Consider the following 21,590-nt stretch of genomic DNA (forward strand, 5'->3'; position numbering starts at 1 on the left):
TCATGCCGTCAGTCAAATTTTGCATTATCATACTCGGCATTTAGCTCTGTGCCTAACGGCGAGACGTGTAAGCGGCCGGATTTAACACTAGCGCAACTCTGATGAGTGAGATAGTCTCAGACCGTTTGCCGGCACGATGCCCCTGATGACGGAACACCAAAAGCGCGTATGAAAAAAAGATTCCCAACACTGCTGGCCACGTTGATATGGACGGCACTCTATAGTCAGCAATCGCTGGCCGACCTCGCTGAACAATGCATGTTCGGCGTTCCTACCTATGACAAACCACTGGTAACGGGTGATACCAACCAGCTTCCGGTGCATATCCAGGCGGATAAGACCGAAGGCAATTATCCCCACAGTGCGATTTTCACTGGTAACGTGAATGTCCAGCAGGGTAACAGCACCCTAACGGCCAATGAGGTTCAGTTACACCAGACGCAGGAACCCGGCCAGCCGATTCCGGTGCGAACGGTGACCGCTATAGGTGATGTCAATTACGACGATCCGCAGATTATTCTGAAAGGGCCAAAAGCCTGGTCAAATCTGAACACCAAAGACACCAATATGGATAAAGGCGACTACCAAATGGTAGGACGTCAGGGTCGCGGTGATGCCGATCTGATGAAATTGCGCGGTCAAAATCGCTATACCATTCTGGAAAACGGTACTTTTACCTCGTGCCTGCCCGGTGATAATAGCTGGAGCGTAGTGGGTAGCGAAGTGATCCATGATCGCGAAGAACAAGTCGCCGAGATCTGGAATGCGCGCTTTAAAATCGGGCCGGTACCGGTTTTCTATAGCCCGTATATGCAATTGCCCGTTGGCGATAAACGCCGCTCCGGTTTCCTGATCCCGAATGCGCGTTACTCGACTAATACTGGCTTCGAATTCATGCTGCCGTATTACTGGAACATCGCACCAAACTTTGATGCCACAATAACTGCGCACTATATGGAAAAACGTGGCACACAGTGGCAAAACGAATTCCGTTATCTGCTCGCCCCCGGCGCTGGCACCATGGCACTCGACTGGCTGCCAAGCGATCGCGAATACGCCAGTTTGAGCGAAGCCAATAAAGATAAAGCTCGTTGGCTTTACTACTGGGGTCACTCCGGCGTAATGGATCAGGTATGGCGCTTTAACATTGACTATACCAAAGTTAGTGACTCCCGCTATTTCTCAGACCTGACGTCACAATATGGTTCCAGTACTGACGGTTATGCCACGCAGATTTTTAGCGTAGGCTATGCGCAGGAAAACTGGAATGCCACTTTGGCTTCCAAGCAATTCCAGGTCTTTACTGATGCCGGTAATGCTAATGCCTACCGTGCCCAACCGCAGTTGGATCTCAATTATTACAAAAACGATATAGGCCCGTTCGATATGCGGGTGTATGGGCAAGCGGTTAAATTTACCAGCGTCAACCCAAATAATCCGAAGGCGGACCGTTACCATATTGAGCCATCTATCAATCTGCCACTGGCGAACGATTGGGCGAGTCTGAATACCGAAGTCAAGCTGATGGCAACCCATTATCAGCAAGATATTCCCACTGGTTTTTTGGCGAATAACGGTGGTGTTGCTCCAGAACTGCAAGATTCAGTCAATCGCGTTCTGCCGCAGTTTAAAGTCGACGGGAAAGTGGTATTTGACCGCCAGATGGATTGGGCCGAAGGCTATACGCAGACTTTAGAGCCACGCGCCCAATATTTATATGTGCCTTATCGTAACCAAGATAACATCTATCTTTACGATACCACTCTGCTGCAAACTGACTATACCGGCCTGTTCCGTGACCGCACTTATGGCGGGTTGGATCGCATCGCATCTGCCAATCAGATCGCTACCGGTTTAACTTCTCGCATTTATGATGATGGGCTGGTTGAACGTTTTAACGTTTCCTTAGGTCAAATCTATTATTTCACCCCTTCCAGAACCGGTGATAATAATAAAAACTCAGCCAATATCGACAACAGCAATGATACCGGTAGCCTAGTATGGGCCGGGGACACCTATTGGAAAATTACCGATAAGTGGGGCTTTAGAGGCGGAGCGCAGTACGATACCCGCTTAGGAAGTCTGACTCAGGGTAATACGGTGATGGAATATCGCCATAATGCTGAAACGGTGCTTCAGTTGAACTACCGCTACGCCAGCCCTGAATATATTCAGGCGGCGGTACCTAATGTGAGAAGCCAGGGCTATCAGGAAGGTATTTCTCAAGTGGGTGCTGTGGCCAGTTTACCATTGGCAGACCGTTGGGCTATCGTCGGGTCATACTATTACGATACCAAAGCTAATCAACCGGCTAGCCAACTGGTTGGGGTACAGTACAATACCTGCTGTTGGGCGATTAATCTGGGCTATGAGCGTAAAATCAACGGCTGGAACACGCTGGACAATACCAGTAAATATGATAACAAAGTCTCGTTTAACATAGAGTTACGTGGTTTAAGCAGCAACCACAGTTTGGGTACCCAACAGATGTTACGCTCTGGTATCCTGCCTTACCAAAGCGCATTCGGATACTGAGTAACACACTGAATTCAGTGAATTTAAACCCGCTACTGCGGATTACATAATGGAAAAGGTATGAAGAACTGGAGAACGCTTATTCTCGGATTGGTGATCGGTGCCAATACCGCGTTCGCAGCACCACAAGAAGTTGATAAAGTGGCCGCCGTGGTTAATAACGGTGTGGTCTTGCAGAGTGACGTCGACGGTTTGTTACAGTCGGTCAAACTCAATGCGCAACAGGCTGGTCAGCAAATTCCTGACGAAGCCACATTGCGCCACCAGATTCTGGAACGCCTGATTATGGATAATATCCAATTGCAGATGGCGCAGAAAATGGGGATTACTGTTTCCGATGAGGCGCTGGATAAAGCCATTGCTGATATTGCAGCGCAAAACCGTATGACAACGGCACAAATGCGCAGCCGTCTGGCCGCTGAAGGGCTAGATTACAACACTTATCGCGCCCAGATTCGCAAAGAAATGCTGACCTCCGAAGTGCGAAATAACGAAGTTCGCCGTCGCGTCACTATTTTACCGCAGGAAGTCGAATCACTGGCTAAACAGATCGCAGCCCAGACCGGCGATGACGCTGAATTAAACCTGAGCCACATTTTAATTCCGCTACCGGAAAATCCATCCCAGCAGCAGGTTGATGCCGCTGAAGACTTGGCAAAAAATCTGGTCGCTGAACTCAAAAATGGCGCAGATTTTGGCAAGTTGGCTATCGCAAACTCTGCCGACTCCCAGGCATTGAAAGGCGGCCAGATGGGTTGGGGCAAGCTACAGGAATTGCCAACGCTATTTGCTGAAAGACTGCAAACGGCCAGCAAAGGTCAGGTCGTTGGTCCGATTCGCTCCGGCGTCGGTTTCCATATTCTGAAAGTGAATGATATTCGCGGCACAAATCAAAGCGTGTCGGTTACAGAAGTGCACGCTCGCCATATTTTGCTTAAACCATCCGTTGTGATGACCGACGATCAGGCGCGTGCAAAATTACAGGCAGCGGCGAATGATATTAAAAGCGGCAAGACAACCTTTGCCGATGAAGCCAAGCGACTTTCTGAAGATCCTGGCTCAGCGGTTCAAGGTGGCGATCTGGGTTGGGCTTCTCCCGATATCTACGATCCAGCCTTCCGTGATGCATTGATGAAACTGAAAAAAGGCGAGATCAGTGCGCCGGTTCATTCATCTTTCGGCTGGCATTTGATTCAGGTAGTTGATACCCGTCAGGTAGACAAAACCGATGCGGCGCAGAAAGATCGTGCCTACCGCATGCTGTTTAACCGTAAATTCTCTGAAGAAGCGCAAACCTGGATGCAGGAGCAACGTGCCGCTTCTTATGTGAAGATTCTTGATGGTAGCGATGCTCAAAAATAACCGCATTGTCATTACCCCCGGCGAACCTGCCGGGGTTGGGCCGGATCTGGTGATCTCTCTGGCTCAGCAGGACTGGCCTGTTGAGTTGGTCGTGTGCGCCGATCCGGCCTTGCTGCTTGAACGGGCAGAGCAATTAGGGCTCCCTCTGCAATTGCAGGAATATCAACCCGATGAAACTGCTCATCCCCAGCGGGCCGGTACGTTAACTGTCCTGCCCGTTGCCGCCGCTCCGGTCACCGCAGGTGTTCCTTCGGTTAGCAACAGCGCCTACGTGGTAGAAACGCTGGCTCAGGCCTGCGATGGGTGCTTGCGGGGTGAATTCGCGGCTCTGGTCACCGGTCCGGTACAAAAAAGCATTATTAATGATGCTGGCGTCCCTTTCACTGGACATACTGAGTTTTTTGCCGAGCGTAGCCAGTGCCAAAAAGTCGTTATGATGCTGGCAACCGAAGAGCTACGCGTCGCTCTGGCTACAACGCATTTACCGTTGTCCGAGGTTTCTCGCGCAATAACTCGTGATAACCTGCACGAAGTTATCACTATTCTCGATCGGGATCTCAAAACCAAATTTGGCATCCTTCAGCCGCATATTTATGTTTGTGGGTTAAATCCACACGCAGGCGAAGGCGGTCATATGGGTCGTGAAGAACTGGATATCATTATTCCCACGCTAGACGAGCTGCGTCAGCAAGGCATGACCTTGATTGGCCCGTTGCCGGCGGATACCCTATTCCAGCCCAAATATTTACAACATGCCGATGCAGTTTTAGCCATGTATCACGATCAGGGGCTACCGGTGTTAAAATACCAGGGCTTTGGACGAGCGGTAAATATTACCCTCGGTCTGCCTTTTATCCGCACATCAGTGGACCACGGAACCGCTTTGGAACTTGCCGCTACCGGCACTGCCGACGTTGGCAGCTTCAAAACGGCATTAAATTTAGCCATTAAAATGATAAATAACAGCAATGAATAATAGAGTCCACCAAGGGCACTTTGCCCGCAAACGCTTTGGACAAAACTTTTTAAACGATCAGTTTGTCATCGATAGTATTGTTTCTGCGATCCACCCTGTTCCAGGGGAAGCGGTAGTTGAAATCGGGCCCGGCTTAGGCGCGTTAACCGAGCCTGTGGCTGCACGAATGGATCACATGACCGTAATCGAGCTGGATCGCGATCTCGCCGCACGTTTAGCCAGCCATCCGCAGCTAAAAGATAAGCTGACGATCCACCAGCAAGATGCCATGAAGATTGATTTTGCCGAGCTGGCAGAACAGGCGGGTCAGCCATTACGCGTGTTTGGTAACCTGCCGTACAACATTTCCACCCCGTTAATGTTCCACCTGTTCAGCTATACTCAGGCTATTCGCGACATGCATTTTATGTTGCAGAAAGAAGTGGTAAACCGCTTGGTTGCTGGCCCAAACAGCAAGGCTTATGGTCGCTTAACAGTCATGGCGCAATATTATTGCAACGTGATACCGGTTCTTGAAGTGCCGCCAACGGCCTTCACCCCAGCACCAAAAGTAGACTCTGCCGTGGTACGTCTGGTTCCTCATGTGAACATGCCTAACCCGGTTGGGGATGTGCGTATGCTGAGCCGCATTACTACGCAAGCCTTTAACCAGCGCAGGAAAACCGTACGTAATAGCTTAGGGGATTTGTTTACGCCTGAGCAATTAACCGAATTAGGTGTCAATCCGACGCTGCGTGCAGAAAACATTTCTGTGGCACAATACTGTAAGCTGGCTAACTGGCTTTCGGCGCAATCGACACCGCAGGAATAACAGGAGTTCGCCATGATTGAACGGCCCCGTGTGTGTGTGCAGGTACAAAGTATCTATGTGGAAACCCAATCGATACCTGATGAAGAACGCTTTGTCTTCGCCTATACCGTCACTATTCGCAATCTGGGACGTTCAACCGTTCAGCTGGTTGGTCGTTACTGGCTGATCACCAATAGCAACGGTCGTCAGACCGAAGTTCAAGGTGAAGGCGTTATCGGTGAGCAACCGCTGATTCTTCCGGGTAATGAATTCCAATATACCAGCGGCGCGGTACTAGAAACGCCGCTGGGTACCATGGAAGGGCACTACGAAATGGTGGATCACCTCGGCCAGGCATTCCGTACAGCAATTCCCGTCTTCCGTTTGGCTATCCCGACGCTGATCCACTAATCCGGCCCCATAAAATATGTCTACCTACCTGATTGGCGATGTTCACGGCTGTATCGATGAACTACGCGCCCTATTGGCGCAAGTTGAGTTTAATCCTCAGCAAGACACACTTTGGTTAACCGGTGATTTGGTCGCCCGTGGCCCCGCATCTTTAGATGTTCTGCGCTATGTTCGCTCACTGGGCCCCGCCGCACGTATGGTGCTAGGCAACCACGACCTGCACTTACTAGCAGTTTATGCTGGCATTAGCCGCAATAAGCCCAAGGATCGCATCACTCCGCTGCTGGAAGCACCAGACGCCGATGAACTGATTAACTGGTTACGCCGCCAGCCGGTGCTTCAGGTCGATGAGGAATTGAAACTGGTGATGGCTCACGCGGGAATCACGCCACAGTGGGATATTGAAACCGCCCAAACCTGCGCCCGCGAAGTCGAAGCGGTGCTGAGTAGCGACAGCTATCCACTATTTCTGGATGCCATGTACGGCGATATGCCAAACAATTGGAGCCAAGAGCTATCTGGTCTGGCTCGTCTGCGTTTTAGCACTAATGCGCTAACCCGCATGCGGTACTGCTTCCCTAATGGTCAGTTGGACATGATCTGCAAAGATACGCCAGAGAATGCTCCATCACCGCTAAAACCTTGGTTTGATTTGCCTCGGTTGGTTGATCCCGATTATTCCATTGCGTTTGGTCACTGGGCATCGCTGGAAGGGAAAGGGGCTCCGGAAGGTATTTACGCGCTGGATACCGGCTGTTGCTGGGGAGGCGTGCTGACTATGCTGCGTTGGGAAGATAAGCGCTATTTCACTCAGCAATCTTTCCGTGAAAAAGGCACTGACATCAGCTTCGCAGCAGCCAACTAACCTCGTTTAATATGATGAAATGGCACAAATAAATTCGTGCCATTTCTCATTCTTCAGAATGACATCGCACACCGAACTACTCTTGCCAAAAATTCCTACCCGTGACCGCACTGCTTTGAAGCATAGTGTCGAAGCTGTCGCTTTCGAATGAGACAGGCCAGATTCCACCACCAAGAATCCCAACTAAACCTATTTTATCAATATTATCTGCACGCAGTTCTCGTCCCACACGATTGGTCAATCGATCTTCATTCAGTTGCATAACTTCATTTACCATAAGTATTTCCCTTATTTTTAATTGATAAAAGCAGATGCATGAAAATAATAAGTCTCACTTATGACAAATAAATGGCACCCGGAGACTCCGAAAAAAGATAGATCAAAACAATAGTGATTAACAGTTAGCTTTTCTTAATATTGATTACATCACTCTAGCTATTATCTTCCGTCTGATACTGACATATTTGGTAATAATCCAACCGGTCAAAAGTACAATATTTTACATCATCAGACTGACAAACGAATTTATCTCCCGTTAACGTCGAGGGTGTCCTCACCCAAGGCTTATGCCCCATCAGAGAAACAAAAAACCCACCGTTTTGCATCGACTCATAATCTTTCATATGCATATCTATAGTCCCAGATTCAAGGGCATAGCTACAGCTGGATAAAATACCTATCGTCTCAGCATTACTATGATAAGGAAAGTAGGTAGCCCCTAAAAAATGAGAAACTTTCCCATGATTCTCAGCACCTTGAGATACTCCAAGCCACTCACTATTTACCGTGGAATATAATCCCAGACCATGAACCCCATCAATTTCATTCGGTTCTGGGCAATGACTGACAGAGGCTGATAAAAGGTGACTGTATAGAATAATAGGTAGAACCGTTGCCAGATTTATTTTTCTCATTTAACACTCCGATTTATATAAAGCCTGAATTAGCATTGAAAAGAAAAATAAATATATCAACCAGATTGAGCGCTGGCGTTTTCTAATTTAATAACGAGGGCCATAATAATAGAGATGCATTTTTTGATAAAAAAAGGAGACCATATAGATCTCCTGTTTAATTAATCCGACTCAGTGAAAATTAGCGACGCTCTAATATCTCAAAGCAATAGCTATGTGAATTAGCTTCATCTGCATCGTGAAACTCGCTGAATGAAGATTCCCATTCATCAGGTTCATAGTCAGGGAAATGTGTATCGCCCCCAACTTCAGCGTCGATGTGTGTCAGGTACAGGCGATGTGCGCGATCGAGGAACTGGCTATATACCCGTCCTCCGCCCATAACCATCACTTCTTCAACGTTACCGGCTAAAGCCAGCGCTTCGTCGATTGAAGTTGCCCAACTCACGCGGCTGTCGGTGCCCGGTTGGCTGCTGATAACAATATTCAGGCGACCAGGAAGTGGACGACCAATAGATTCAAACGTTTTGCGACCCATAATTACCGGTTTGTTCAGCGTGTTACGTTTAAACCACGCCAAATCAGCCGGTAGGTGCCACGGCATGGCATTTTCCATACCAATAACACGATCCGCCGCAAGTGCAGCGATCAGGCTGATAATCATTATTAAACCCTGTAGGCTAAGTAAGCCAGTCCCGAAAAATTGCTCACACTATACGTAAAGCCTTATCAGCCGTCGATAGTCATAATCAGGCTAAAAGCACATATAAGACAGCTCTTAGCGACGGGACTGCTGACCTCGGGAAAAAAGCCTATACACTCGGGCGCTTACGATAAAGCCATAATCCAGGCAAAGATAAACCTATCGATAGTGCGCCAACAATAAATGAAGCTTTTAAGAAATTGGTGACCATTGTTGACATCAACTGCTCGGTGTATCCCAAATGGGATATTTCTACCACCGAGATCATCGCAGTATAGGCCGAAATACCGGGAAACATCGGAATAACCGCAGCGACTGTAAATACCTTCGGGTGCGCGAGTAGCCAGCGCGACCAACTGATACCAATCACGCCGATCAGAATTGAAGCCACCAGCGACGCCAATTCGATATTCATACCAAAATGCATCATCAGCATACGCGAGCCGTGACCGATAGCACCCAACAGTGCGCAATAACGTAATGCCCGAATCGGAACGTTAAACACCATCGCAAAACCCAATGCAGGAATGGCCGCCAGCGCCATATCTTGCAGCAAAGCCCATAATAAAGTCATGCCCATCCCCGCAGCCCCCACAGTGCCATGGCGATCACCACGCCAATACAGGTCGATAACGTCAACAGGCTGGCCATTGCCCAACGAGCCAGTCCGGTATTCACATGGCCTTTAAACATATCCGCGACCGCATTAATCAGCGGAAATCCGGGAACCAACAGTAAAACGCTGGCGGCCATCGCCACGCTGGAAGCCTGTTCAAACTGAGGTAAGCGCATCAGCAAACCTGATGCCGAAGTCGCAACGAATGCCGTAATACAGAAGTTAATCAGAGGATTCATATGACGAGCCGTCAAACTTTGCCGCACAAACATCGCCACGCCGCTGGCGATAAAAGTGATAGAAAATGCATCCCAACCGCCGCCGTTTAGCATACTAAAGCACCCGCAGGACAAAGCGACCATCGCTACCACCAACCAACGTGGATAACGCAGTGGCCGAATATGATCTAAGCGTTTCGCAATATCCTGAGCATCCAGCAGACGATGTTCAGCCAAAATAACAATATGCTGTACTTCGGTCACAACCTGCATGTTAATGCCACGATCGGTATTTTTTCGGGTCGAGGTCAGGCATTTCCCTCGGCTAATAGTCGTTAGTACCACCGCGTTAGCAGAGATCGAGCTTTCAACGCTATCCATTCCCAAAGCAATCCCCAGACGAGCGGAGAGTTGTTCTACCAACATGCTTTCTGCGCCATGCTGTAACAATAACAGGGCACATTGTATACATAGCCGGGTAATTTCCCGCTGCTGCTGATGGGGTATACCCTGACAAATTGCATTCTCCTGGCTCATCATTCTGTATAGATACCTGTCAAAAGAGTGAAACGTTGATTTTAATTTCTTACCCATTAAGGTGATGCCAGGGAACTGGGACAGCGCTATTATTCACCTATTGCCCTGCTACATTGCGGAATTCCCCGATGCTCGAAACTTCATTATTTGTTGCTACTATTGCTACTTTGGGGATGCTTTCTCCCGGCCCTGATTTCTTTCTGATCATAAAAAATGCCGCTCGCTATCGCCGTTCGGCCGCCATGATGACCGCATTTGGCGTTATTTGCGGCGTGGCGACTCACATGTCTTATTGCGTAGCAGGCCTGGCAGTGGTTATTACCACTACCCCGTGGCTATTTAATTTCCTGAAATATGCCGGTGCTGTCTACCTAATTTGGGTAGGAATTCAGGCGCTTCTCTCACGCGGAGAAAGCAAAATGAATATCAGCAATTTGCCACAACTAAATATCAAGATGAAGAATGCCTTTCTGCAGGGTTACCTTTGCAACCTGCTAAATCCCAAAGCGACGCTATTCTTTCTCGCGGTATTCACCCAGATACTTCAGCTTAACTCCGGTATCGGCGAAAAACTGTGGTACGCCTCGATCATATTGGGATTAGCAGTAGTTTGGTGGCCAATACTGGTAATTTTGATCCAAAGCGCTCCGGTTAGGCGCGCTCTGGCAAAAGCACAAAAACTGGTGGATAAAGTTCTCGGTGGTTTACTGATTGGTCTGGGTATTAAAGTCGCCTTGAGTTGATTCACTTTGTTGCAGTCAAAAAAAAGGCGATGTTTCCATCGCCTTTTCAACTTAGCGCTTACCCAGATTAACCTTTCATTTGCTTAATCTTGGCATGCATTTCCTGCACTGAAATCACTTGCTCGGTTGGGTCCGCATTCAGCGCCATTGCCGTCGCGAAACCACCGTTTAACGTGGTGTCATAGTGGACTTTATACTGCAAGGCACTGCGACGAATCAGCTTGGAGTCTTCAATAGCCTGACGTCCCGCAGTGGTATTCACAATGTAGGTATACTCACCATTCTTAATACGATCCTGAATGTGAGGACGGCCTTCATGCACCTTGTTGACCAAGCGTGGATTTATGCCTGCTTCGCCTAACACCACCGCAGTACCGTGGGTTGCATCTAATTCGAAGCCCTGTTTCAGCAACTTGGCGGCCAAATCAACCACGCGAGCTTTATCCCCTTCACGCACTGACAGAAGCGCACGACCACTTTTCTTCATACCGGACTGGCTGCCCAGCATCGCCTTTGAAAAGGCTTCTGCAAAGGTACGACCAACGCCCATAACTTCACCGGTAGAACGCATTTCTGGCCCAAGAATCGGGTCAACACCAGGGAATTTATTAAACGGCAGCACCACTTCTTTGACCGAGTAATATGGCGGGATGATTTCTTCGGTTATCCCTTGCTCTACCAGTGATTTGCCAGCCATAACTCGAGCGGCAATCTTCGCCAGTGGCATACCGGTGGCTTTAGAAACGAAAGGTACGGTACGGGCGGCGCGTGGGTTCACTTCAATCAGGTAAACTTCGTTGTTCTTCACCGCGAACTGGACGTTCATCAAACCGCGAACGCACAGTTCAAACGCCAGTTTCTCAACCTGCTGACGCATAACATCCTGAATCTCTTTGCTCAGCGTGTAGGCTGGCAATGAACAAGCGGAGTCACCGGAGTGAACCCCGGCCTGCTCGATGTGTTCCATAATTCCGCCGATCAGCACACGCTCACCGTCGCAAATCGCATCCACATCCACTTCCACCGCGTCATCGAGGAAGCGGTCCAGCAATACGGGTGCATCGTTTGACACGCTCACCGCGTTCTGGAAGTAACGGCGCAGGTCGGTTTCGTCATAGACGATTTCCATTGCACGACCACCCAGTACATAGGAAGGACGCACCACCAGCGGATAACCTAAGCCGCTAGCCTTATCTACCGCTTGTTCGATAGTGGCAACGGTGGCGTTAGCCGGTTGCTTCAGGCCCAGACGATTCACCGCCTGCTGGAAACGCTCACGGTCTTCTGCGCGGTCAATGGCATCAGGGCTGGTACCGATAACAGGAACACCGGCAGCTTCCAACTCGCGAGCCAGTTTCAGCGGAGTCTGGCCGCCATACTGTACGATAACGCCCTGTGGCTTCTCGATACGCACGATTTCCAGCACGTCTTCCAGCGTCACTGACTCAAAGTACAGTCGGTCAGAAGTATCGTAATCCGTGGAAACCGTTTCAGGGTTACAGTTCACCATGATGGTTTCGTACCCATCTTCACGCAGCGCCAACGAGGCGTGAACGCAGCAATAATCGAACTCAATCCCCTGACCGATACGGTTCGGACCACCACCCAACACCATGATTTTTGGACGATCGCTGGTTGGGTTAGATTCGCACTCTTCCTCATAGGTTGAGTACATGTAGGCTGTGTCAGTAGAGAATTCTGCCGCACAGGTATCCACACGTTTGTAAACCGGATGCAGGTCAAATTTGTAACGTAGTTTACGCACTTCGCTTTCTGCTACGCCAACCAGTTTAGCCAAACGCGCATCAGCAAAACCTTTACGCTTCAACTGGCGCAGGAATTCATAATTCAAGCCGTTGATACCGCATTCAGCGACTTTCTCTTCCAGACGAACCAGTTCTTCAATCTGCACCAGGAACCAGCGGTCAACGTTGGTCAGGTTGAAAACGCCGTCTACGGACATACCGGCGCGGAATGCATCGGCGATGTACCAGATACGCTCTGCGCCAGCGTCTTTCAGCTCGCGGCGAATCTTAGTCAGTGCTTCTGGATCGTCCAGACTGACTTTTGGATCAAAGCCGGTCGCGCCCACTTCAAGGCCACGTAAGGCTTTCTGCAAGGATTCCTGCTGAGTACGGCCAATCGCCATCACTTCGCCGACGGATTTCATTTGGGTCGTCAGGCGGTCGTTGGCACCGGCAAATTTCTCGAAGTTAAACCGAGGGATTTTAGTCACAACGTAATCGATGGACGGCTCAAATGACGCCGGGGTTCGGCCACCGGTGATATCGTTGGTCAGTTCGTCCAGCGTGTAACCTACCGCCAGCTTGGCGGCAATTTTGGCAATCGGGAAGCCGGTTGCTTTAGATGCCAGCGCTGAAGAGCGAGATACGCGCGGGTTCATCTCGATAACAATCAGACGGCCCGTTTTTGGGTTAACCGAGAACTGAACGTTGGAGCCGCCGGTTTCCACGCCGATTTCACGCAGTACCGCCATCGAGGCGTTACGCATGATTTGATATTCTTTATCCGTCAGAGTTTGCGCTGGCGCAACGGTGATGGAGTCACCGGTGTGGATTCCCATCGCGTCAAAGTTTTCGATGGAACAGACGATGATGCAGTTGTCGTTTTTATCACGCACCACTTCCATCTCGTACTCTTTCCAGCCGATCAGGGATTCGTCAATCAACAATTCTTTAGTTGGAGACAAATCCAGACCGCGTTCGCAGATTTCTTCGAACTCTTCGCGGTTGTAAGCAATACCGCCGCCAGTGCCTCCCATGGTGAAGGATGGGCGAATGATGCAAGGGAAACCCACGTCAGCCGCAACGGCCAGCGCTTCTTCCATATTGTGAGCGATGCCGGAGCGCGCCGTATCCAGACCGATTTTCTTCATCGCGATATCAAAACGACGGCGGTCTTCTGCTTTATCAATAGCGTCGGCGGTTGCACCAATCATGGTGACGCCAAACTCGGCCAGTACGCCCTGACGTTCCAGTTCCAACGCACAGTTCAGCGCAGTTTGGCCGCCCATGGTTGGTAATACTGCGTCTGGACGTTCTTTTTCAATGATTTTGCGAACCACTTCCCAGTGAATTGGCTCGATGTAGGTCGCATCGGCCATTTCTGGATCGGTCATGATGGTTGCCGGGTTGGAGTTCACCAAAATAACCCGATAACCTTCTTCACGCAGGGCTTTACAGGCTTGAGCACCTGAGTAATCAAACTCACAGGCCTGTCCGATAACGATCGGGCCAGCGCCGAGAATCAGGATGCTTTTTATATCTGTACGTTTTGGCATGGTCTTCGCTCCTGATTACTTGCTATTAGTGCTTGCTGATGATGCGCGGTAGGCTTCAATCAGTTCGATAAAGTGGTCAAACAGCGGAGCGGCATCATGTGGCCCTGGGCTCGCTTCAGGGTGACCCTGGAAGCTGAACGCTGCTTTATCAGTACGATGGATTCCTTGTAGAGAACCATCGAATAACGACGTGTGGGTGGTACGTAAAGTGGCAGGTAATGAGGTTTCATCCACCGCGAAGCCGTGGTTTTGTGCGGTAATCATCACGCAGTTGCCATCCAAATCTTTCACCGGATGGTTGCCGCCGTGGTGGCCAAACTTCATTTTTACCGTTTTTGCGCCGCTGGCCAGTGCCAGCAGTTGGTGACCTAAGCAGATTCCAAAGACTGGGATATCGGTTTCAAGAAAACGTTTAATCGCCGTAATGGCGTAGTCACAGGGTTCCGGATCGCCCGGGCCGTTGGACAGGAAGATACCGTCTGGATTCAGCTTCAGAACATCTTCCGCCGACGTCTGCGCCGGAACAACCGTCAGGCGGCAGCCACGATCTACCAGCATACGCAGAATATTGCGTTTTACGCCGTAATCGTAAGCCACTACGTGGAAAGGTAATTCCTCAGCTTTTTTCGCCGCCGGCAGCTCGCTTTCCAGCGTCCAGCTCCCCTGCAGCCAGGTGTAAGCTTCTTTGGTCGTGACCTCTTTTGCTAAATCCATCCCTTTCAGACCGGGGAAAGCTTTGGCTTTTTCCAGTGCCACAGCCGCATCCGTCAGGTCCCCAGCGATGATGCAACCGTTCTGAGCACCTTTCTCACGCAGTAAACGAGTCAGCTTACGGGTATCGATATCTGCAATCGCAACGATATTGTGGCGTTTGAGATATTCGAATAAGCCTTCTTCATTACGGTAGTTGCTGGCAATCAGTGGCAGGTCGCGGATAACAAGACCTTGGGCGTGTACTGCGGAGGATTCTTCATCGGCGGCGTTGGTGCCGACATTGCCGATATGGGGATAAGTGAGAGTAACGATCTGGCGGGAATAGGAAGGATCAGTGAGGATTTCTTGATAACCGGTCATCGACGTATTGAAGACCACTTCCCCCACTGCCGAACCTTCTGCCCCGATGGCCCGACCGTGAAATTGGGTTCCGTCTTCGAGAACCAATAGCGCTGACTTAATCAAAACACCCTCCAAGGAATAAACAGTCACATTATCTGCATATTAATTCAGATTTAACGATCTAAATCAATGCAAAATCCGCCCTCAAAGCTAATTTTTGGCAAATTGGGCGCATTTTAATGATGAGCTACGCTCTTGTCTAGCCAAAGTACCATTTTTTCTTTGTTTTTTGCCCATTTCGCCAAAATAGTGGGTTTATGGCGGTAAAAATACAAACTAAGTTAACATAGTAAACGGTTGCGAGGGTGATAGAGTGAATTTTAACGTATTCGGAGAGAGGAAAGGCAAATTGGCAATAACGAGAGTCGTAAAATTTCAATAAAACGCTAAAAAACACGTCAAAAAACACCAAAACAACCGTCTAGCAAACAAATAACACCTTAATAGCTAAAATAACAAGAATAAAAAAGAGCGATAAATATATCGCCCTACTATCAGATAGTTATGATAGAAAAAACCACATCACGCCGGTGCTTTACACATTACAAATCGTTTAAACCCAAGACATCTCGCATATCAAACAACCCTTTATCCTGACTTGATAGCCAAATTGCTGATTTAATTGCTCCATTAGCAAAAGTCATACGACTGGTCGCTTTATGGGTGATCTCAACCCGCTCGCCAATATCTGCAAACATCGCGGTATGCTCACCCACAATATCCCCCGCACGCACGGTAGCAAAACCGATAGTCCCTTCCTGACGCTCGCCGGTATAACCTTCGCGACTATAAACGGCGCAGTCTTTTAAATCGCGCCCTAACGCTTCCGCAATCGCTTCTCCCATCGCCAGCGCAGTGCCCGAAGGCGCATCGACTTTATGGCGGTGATGCGCTTCAATAATTTCGATATCAGCGTAGTCACCCATGACTTTAGCTGCCTTCTCTAACAGCTTGAGAACCAGATTGACGCCCACGCTAAAATTGGCCGCAAAAACAATCGCAATCTCTGTCGCCGCCGCGCTAATCGCAGCTTTGCCAGCGTCATCAAAGCCCGTCGTGCCGATAACCATGGCTTTTCCGTACTGGCGGCATAGAGCCAAATGCGCCAACGAGCCTTCTGGACGAGTAAAATCCACGAGGATATCAAAGCTGTTAATTGCTTCGGCAACATCATCTGTCACCTTGATATTTAGCAACCCAATACCGGCCAGTTCACCGGCATCCGTGCCCACCAGCGACGAACCTTTGCGCTCCAGCGCAGCCCCCAGCGTTACACCAGGAATTTGATGCACGGCCTGAATCAATTGTCGCCCCATACGGCCACCGGCACCGACAATAGCGACACGAATTGCTGAATCAGTCATAAATCCTCTTGTTGTTTTATATCAGCCCTGATCAGGGTTCAGATTAGCGGTCTGCCACTGACTCTGCCAGACTATTTAACCTGTATTAGAAAAAAATGATATCCGCTCATTTTTATCAGTGAAAGCACTTAATTGCTCAGCTATGGGAGGCAAAAAGCTCCGACATATCAGATAATCAGATGGAATTCTCTCAATTTCTGCGTTACAAACCGAAAATGGGCAAATTTCGCGCGCTGCATCTTTACGCATATTCATGCATTTTCAAGGAATAGCCAGCAGAAAGGCATTTAACATTCCCGTATCCAAACCGTTACCTTGAGTTTTCTTTTGCCATAAAAAAAGCAGCCCCAAGGCTGCTTTTTCTCTATTCATTCGGCTAACTTAGTCAACCTGCTTTACGTTAACCCTCAGCTCTTTTGGCACTTCGAAAACAATATTCTCTTCCCTGCCACTCAGCTCAATCGAGTGACCGGCCCCCAGCTCTTGCAAGCGAGCAATGACTTGCCGCACCAAAATATCCGGCGCCGAGGCTCCAGCAGTCACGCCGATGCAGGAAACATTGCTCAGCCAGGTTTCTTGTATATCATCAGCTGAGCCAATGAGATAAGCCGCTTTGCCCATCCGTTGTGCCAATTCGGCTAAACGATTCGAGTTAGACGAGTTTTTCGAACCGACGACCAAAACCACGTCCGCTTCATCCGCCAAATTACGCACCGCTTCCTGTCGGTTAGTGGTGGCGTAGCAAATATCATCTTTACGCGGACCAATAATCTTAGGGAAGCGTTTATGCAGCGCATCTATCACTTCAGACGTATCATCAACCGACAAAGTGGTTTGCGTCATAAAGCACAGATTATCTTCGTTTTTTACTTCCAGCGTCCACACGTCCGCTGGCGATTCAACCAAATACATTCCCCCTTCCGGGTTACTGTATTGCCCCATGGTGCCTTCCACTTCCGGATGACCCGCATGTCCAATCAGAATCGCCTCTTTGCCCTTACGGCTGGCGCGAGCCACTTCCATATGAACTTTGGTCACTAACGGACAGGTCGCATCAAACAGCATCGTCAACTGGCGCGAGCGGGCTTCTGCCCGAACGGCCTGAGAAACGCCGTGGGCAGAAAATATCAGAATAGAGCCATCTGGCACTTCCGATATTTCCTCGATAAAGATGGCTCCGCGCTGGCGCAGGCTATCCACCACGTAGCGATTATGCACCACTTCATGACGAACATAGATCGGCGCGCCGTACATCTCCAACGCGCGTTCTACAATGCTGATAGCTCTATCGACTCCGGCGCAAAAGCCGCGTGGATTAGCCAGCAGTATTTGCATGAGATTCCCCCTGTTGAGGATCAATCTCCAGCACTTCTATATCAAAGCTGATAGATTGACCGGCCAACGGATGATTGAAATCAACGGTGACGGATTCTTCAGCCACTTCACGCACCACGCCCGGCATCTCACTGCCGTCTCGGGTGGTAAAGAGCATAATAGTACCCGCATCCGGCACGCCGGTTTGAGCAAAATCACGTCGGCTAAAGTATTGAATCAGATCCGGGCTTTCCAGACCAAACGCCGCTTCCGGTGGCAAAGTAAAGGCATGCTTGTCGCCAATTTGTAGGCCAAGCAGTTCTTCTTCCAACTGATCGGATAAGCTGCCATCGCCTAAGCGAAATAGCGCAGGCTTACCGTGTGTGCGCGTGGATTCAGCCGTAGAGCCATCTTCCAGTTTCAGCGTGAAATGCACCAAAACGGCACTGTTATCCTGTACCCGGTCTGACATATTACTCACCTTTCTTTGGTGCGGTTTTTTCCGAAGGACTTAAAAACCCTTCAAATACCACTAGCGCTGCACCGATACAAATAGCCGTGTCGGCCAGATTGAAGATCGGAAAATGCCAGTCATTAACGTAGAAATGGATAAAATCGATAACGACGCCATGTACCATGCGATCAAATAAATTGCCTAAGGCACCGCCGATAATCAGCGCATAAGCACAGTTTATCAGGCGTTGTTTGCCGCTGGAGCGGTACATCAGCACCGCCAACGTCACCGAGATACCAACGGCGATCAGCGCAAAGAACCAGCGCTGCCAGCCATCTTTATCCGCCAGGAAGCTAAACGCCGCCCCCGGATTTTGCGCATAGGTCATATTAAAGAAAGGGATCAGAGGGATCGACTCCCCCAAAGCAAGGTGGGTCATAACCCACTGCTTGCTCCCCAAATCCAATGCCACCACCAATACCGCCAGCCACAGCCAGCGCAATCCGGTCGAACAAATCGGCTTACTCATTAGGCAAACTTACGCTCTTCGCCGTCACCGGCCACGTTAGTAACACAGCGACCACATAAATCTGCGTGTTCCGCTACCAGACCGATATCCTGCGTGTAGTGCCAGCAACGCGGGCATTTCTCGCCATCGGCTTTCTTGAAGGTGATTTTCAGGCCGCTGATAAGTTCACTTTGCTGTGCATCATCCCCTGCTGCAGCGTAATCTGCTACGTGAGCACCGGAAGTTAGCAACACAAAACGCAGCTCATCTTGCAAGCTGTTCAGACGCGCCGCCAGTTCAGGCTCGGCAAACAGCGTTACATCCGCTTCAAGAGAACCGCCGATGCGCTTATCGCTACGAGCCTGTTCCAGAACCTTATTCACTTCGCCACGGACTTTCAGCAGTTCGTCCCAGAAGCTGTCGTTCATGCTTTCAGTACCGGTCAGGCCAAACAGCCCCTGATACCATTCTTCAGTGAAGACATACTCTGGGCGCTCGCCCGGCAGTTGGTTCCAGATCTCGTCGGCCGTAAAGGACATGATCGGCGCCATCCAGCGCACCAGCGCTTCAGCGATGTGGAACAACGCGCTTTGGCAGCTACGGCGGGCAACGCTGTCGCCTTTCGCGGTGTACTGACGGTCTTTGATGATATCCAGATAGAAGGAGCCCATTTCGACCGAACAGAACTGCATCAGACGCTGGACAACCAGATGGAAATCATAATTTTCGTAAGCTTCGATGATACCAGCCTGCGCAGCCTGCGCACGACCTACCGCCCAGCGATCCAGTACCACCATATCTTCCGGCTGAACCATGTGCTGAACCGGATCGAAACCGTTCAGGTTAGCCAGCAGGAAGCGCGCGGTGTTACGGATACGACGATAAGAGTCGGCAGAGCGCTTCAGAATTTCATCTGACACAGCGATTTCGCCGGTGTAATCCGTCGAAGCCACCCACAGGCGCAGGATGTCGCCACCCAATTTGTTCATCACATCCTGTGGGCTAACGGTATTACCGATGGATTTGGACATTTTGCGCCCCTGACCATCAACGGTGAAACCGTGGGTCAGCACTTGACGGTAAGGCGCTTTGCCTTTGATTGCCGTTGCAATCATCAGTGACGACATAAACCAGCCGCGATGCTGGTCAGAACCTTCCAGATACATATCCGGGGTATTGCCGTTAAATTCAGGACGAACGTCAACCACTGATGAATGGGTTGAGCCTGAGTCAAACCACACGTCCAACGTATCTGGTACTTTCATGTATTCGTCGGCGTCCGCACCCAGAATTTCCGCTGGGTCCAGATCCCACCACGCCTGAATGCCACCCTGTTCTACACGCTTCGCCACTTCTTCCATCAGCTCAGTGCTGCGCGGATGCAGGGCTTCAGTTTCTTTGTGTACAAACAGAGACATCGGCACGCCCCAAGTACGCTGGCGGGAAATACACCAGTCAGGACGGTTGGCAACCATAGTCTCGATACGCGCCTGACCCCAATCTGGAATCCACTGCACGTCTTTGATTTCTTCCAGCGACTGCTTACGCAGACCTTTCTGATCCATGCTGATGAACCATTGTGGCGTGGCGCGGAAGATAATCGGCGTTTTGTGACGCCAGCAGCACGGGTAGCTGTGAGACATTTTCTCTACGTGCAGCAAAGCGCCTTTCTCACGCAGCAACTCAACGATCATATCGTTAGCTTTGAAGACAAATACGCCGTCCAGCATTGGGTAAGTGCCCGTCAGGTAGCAGCCGTTTGGCCCGACCGGATTCGCCACTTCCAAACCGTATTTTTGACCGATCACAAAGTCGTCCGGGCCGTGGCCAGGAGCAGTATGAACCGCACCAGTACCGGCATCCAGAGTCACGTGGTCGCCCAAAATTGCTGGCACGTCGAAATCCAGGAACGGATGACGGAAACGCAGCAGCTCAAGATCCGCGCCCTGACAGTTGCCCAACACAGTCCACTCGATGATACCGGCGCGTTTCATCACGCTTTCCACCAGATCGGCAGCCAGAATCAAATTCTCGTCGCCTACTTTCACCAGCTGATACACAAATTCTGGATTGAGTGAAATCGCGCGGTTAGCTGGTAGAGTCCACGGCGTGGTTGTCCAGATCACCAGAGAAATCGGGCCGGAAACGCCGGAAACGCCAAATTTCGCAGCAACGGTGGCTGCATCAGCGGCGTTAAAGCGCACGTCGATAGACGGAGAGGTCTTATCGTAATATTCCACTTCCGCTTCGGCCAAAGATGAACCACAGTCGGTACACCAGTGCACCGGCTTAGCACCTTTATGCAGATGGCCGTTATCGATGATTTTACCCAGTGCGCGAATGATGTTGGCTTCAGTTTTGAAGTCCATTGTCAGGTAAGGGTGATCCCAGTCACCCAACACGCCCAAACGGATAAAGTCTTTTTTCTGGCCTTCTACCTGCTCTGCCGCATACTTACGACAGGCCGCACGGAACTCGGACGCGGTGACTTTTTCACCCGGTTTACCAATCAGTTGCTCAACTTTCAATTCGATAGGCAGACCGTGGCAGTCCCAGCCTGGAATATAAGGCGAGTCAAAGCCGGCCATACCTTTCGATTTAATAATAATGTCTTTGAGAATTTTATTAACCGAGTGACCAATATGAATATTGCCGTTCGCGTACGGAGGGCCATCGTGCAAAATAAAGGACTTTTTACCTTTCTTGGCCGCACGAATTTTCCCGTACAAATCCTGCTCATACCAACGTTTCAGCATCTCAGGTTCGCGTTTTGCCAGATCGCCGCGCATCGGGAACCCTGTTTCCGGCAAGTTCAGGGTATTCTTGTAGTCACTCATTAGATTCTCGGTTCCGTTTTCGGCTA

Annotated in this window: 19 protein-coding genes; 7 read left to right on the forward strand and 12 right to left on the reverse strand. The window is 49.9% G+C overall.

Translation table 11 applies throughout. The features are described from left to right. Positions 1-168 precede the first annotated feature (168 nt). From lptD to apaH, 6 genes are read left to right on the forward strand one after another with little or no spacing between them, the layout of a single operon-like run. On the forward strand, positions 169-2,535 hold the full coding sequence (gene lptD, locus AD970_RS11350) for an LPS assembly protein LptD (protein ID WP_049598883.1): 2,367 nt from the start codon (positions 169-171) through the stop codon (positions 2,533-2,535). Positions 2,536-2,595: 60 nt separating this feature from the next. Next, a complete protein-coding gene (gene surA, locus AD970_RS11355) occupies positions 2,596-3,897 on the forward strand; it encodes a peptidylprolyl isomerase SurA (RefSeq protein WP_049598887.1) in 1,302 nt (433 codons plus the stop codon). After that, complete coding sequence (pdxA, locus tag AD970_RS11360; RefSeq protein ID WP_049599111.1) at positions 3,884-4,873, forward strand: 4-hydroxythreonine-4-phosphate dehydrogenase PdxA; 990 nt, start codon at positions 3,884-3,886, stop codon at positions 4,871-4,873. The genes surA and pdxA overlap by 14 nt, the downstream gene beginning before the upstream one ends. Then, entirely contained in the window at positions 4,866-5,684 is an 819-nt protein-coding gene (gene rsmA, locus AD970_RS11365) for a 16S rRNA (adenine(1518)-N(6)/adenine(1519)-N(6))-dimethyltransferase RsmA (protein ID WP_049598890.1), read from the forward strand. Before pdxA ends, rsmA begins: the two co-directional genes overlap by 8 nt. Positions 5,685-5,696: 12 nt before the next feature. Next, positions 5,697-6,074 (forward strand): Co2+/Mg2+ efflux protein ApaG, encoded by a 378-nt coding sequence (apaG, locus tag AD970_RS11370; RefSeq protein WP_049598893.1) that lies wholly within the window; start codon positions 5,697-5,699, stop codon positions 6,072-6,074. A 16-nt stretch (positions 6,075-6,090) separates the two neighbouring features. After that, positions 6,091-6,939 (forward strand): bis(5'-nucleosyl)-tetraphosphatase (symmetrical) ApaH, encoded by an 849-nt coding sequence (gene apaH / locus AD970_RS11375; protein WP_049598896.1) that lies wholly within the window; start codon positions 6,091-6,093, stop codon positions 6,937-6,939. Positions 6,940-7,015: 76 nt separating this feature from the next. Here apaH and AD970_RS11380 read toward each other — a convergent pair whose 3' ends face one another. The 5 genes from AD970_RS11380 to AD970_RS11400 all read right to left on the reverse strand — a co-directional run bounded on the left by AD970_RS11380 (position 7,016) and on the right by AD970_RS11400 (position 9,927). Further along, positions 7,016-7,216, reverse strand: coding sequence for a hypothetical protein (locus AD970_RS11380; RefSeq protein ID WP_049598899.1), 201 nt, complete (start codon positions 7,214-7,216; stop codon positions 7,016-7,018). Between the two features lie 154 nt (positions 7,217-7,370). Further along, positions 7,371-7,853 carry a DUF3757 domain-containing protein gene (locus tag AD970_RS11385; RefSeq protein ID WP_049598902.1) on the reverse strand — a complete coding sequence of 161 codons (483 nt, stop codon included), beginning with the start codon at positions 7,851-7,853 and terminating at the stop codon, positions 7,371-7,373. Between the two features lie 181 nt (positions 7,854-8,034). Next, positions 8,035-8,514: a type 3 dihydrofolate reductase gene (gene folA, locus AD970_RS11390; protein ID WP_209429077.1), complete on the reverse strand. Its 480-nt coding sequence runs from the start codon at positions 8,512-8,514 to the stop codon at positions 8,035-8,037. Positions 8,515-8,665: 151 nt separating this feature from the next. Next, complete coding sequence (locus AD970_RS11395; RefSeq protein WP_049598909.1) at positions 8,666-9,130, reverse strand: threonine/serine exporter; 465 nt, start codon at positions 9,128-9,130, stop codon at positions 8,666-8,668. Beyond that, the gene (locus tag AD970_RS11400) at positions 9,127-9,927 is read right to left on the reverse strand and encodes a threonine/serine exporter family protein (RefSeq protein ID WP_049599114.1); all 801 of its coding nucleotides are present in this window, start codon (positions 9,925-9,927) and stop codon (positions 9,127-9,129) included. Before AD970_RS11400 ends, AD970_RS11395 begins: the two co-directional genes overlap by 4 nt. Before the next feature lie 128 nt (positions 9,928-10,055). Here AD970_RS11400 and AD970_RS11405 point away from each other — a divergent pair, with 128 nt between their 5' ends. Then, the gene (locus AD970_RS11405; protein ID WP_049598911.1) at positions 10,056-10,670 is read left to right on the forward strand and encodes a LysE family transporter; all 615 of its coding nucleotides are present in this window, start codon (positions 10,056-10,058) and stop codon (positions 10,668-10,670) included. Between the two features lie 67 nt (positions 10,671-10,737). On the opposite strand, the gene carB is transcribed toward AD970_RS11405, so the two are convergent. From carB to ileS, 7 genes are all read right to left on the reverse strand, one after another. Continuing rightward, the gene (gene carB / locus AD970_RS11410; RefSeq protein ID WP_049598913.1) at positions 10,738-13,971 is read right to left on the reverse strand and encodes a carbamoyl-phosphate synthase large subunit; all 3,234 of its coding nucleotides are present in this window, start codon (positions 13,969-13,971) and stop codon (positions 10,738-10,740) included. Positions 13,972-13,986: 15 nt separating this feature from the next. Beyond that, positions 13,987-15,150, reverse strand: coding sequence for a glutamine-hydrolyzing carbamoyl-phosphate synthase small subunit (gene carA, locus AD970_RS11415; protein WP_049598916.1), 1,164 nt, complete (start codon positions 15,148-15,150; stop codon positions 13,987-13,989). 479 nt (positions 15,151-15,629) lie between these two features. Then, entirely contained in the window at positions 15,630-16,451 is an 822-nt protein-coding gene (dapB, locus tag AD970_RS11420; protein WP_049598918.1) for a 4-hydroxy-tetrahydrodipicolinate reductase, read from the reverse strand. Positions 16,452-16,832: 381 nt separating this feature from the next. Further along, positions 16,833-17,786, reverse strand: a complete 954-nt coding sequence (gene ispH / locus AD970_RS11425; RefSeq protein ID WP_049598921.1) for a 4-hydroxy-3-methylbut-2-enyl diphosphate reductase — start codon at positions 17,784-17,786, stop codon at positions 16,833-16,835. Next, positions 17,767-18,237 carry an FKBP-type peptidyl-prolyl cis-trans isomerase gene (fkpB, locus tag AD970_RS11430; RefSeq protein WP_049598923.1) on the reverse strand — a complete coding sequence of 157 codons (471 nt, stop codon included), beginning with the start codon at positions 18,235-18,237 and terminating at the stop codon, positions 17,767-17,769. The genes ispH and fkpB overlap by 20 nt, the downstream gene beginning before the upstream one ends. Position 18,238: 1 nt before the next feature. Beyond that, on the reverse strand, positions 18,239-18,748 hold the full coding sequence (gene lspA / locus AD970_RS11435) for a signal peptidase II (protein ID WP_049598926.1): 510 nt from the start codon (positions 18,746-18,748) through the stop codon (positions 18,239-18,241). Next, complete coding sequence (ileS, locus tag AD970_RS11440) at positions 18,748-21,564, reverse strand: isoleucine--tRNA ligase (protein ID WP_049598929.1); 2,817 nt, start codon at positions 21,562-21,564, stop codon at positions 18,748-18,750. The genes lspA and ileS overlap by 1 nt, the downstream gene beginning before the upstream one ends. Positions 21,565-21,590: the final 26 nt, after the last annotated feature.

Source organism: Yersinia nurmii (genome assembly GCF_001112925.1).
GTDB classification, from domain to species: Bacteria; Pseudomonadota; Gammaproteobacteria; order Enterobacterales; family Enterobacteriaceae; genus Yersinia; species Yersinia nurmii.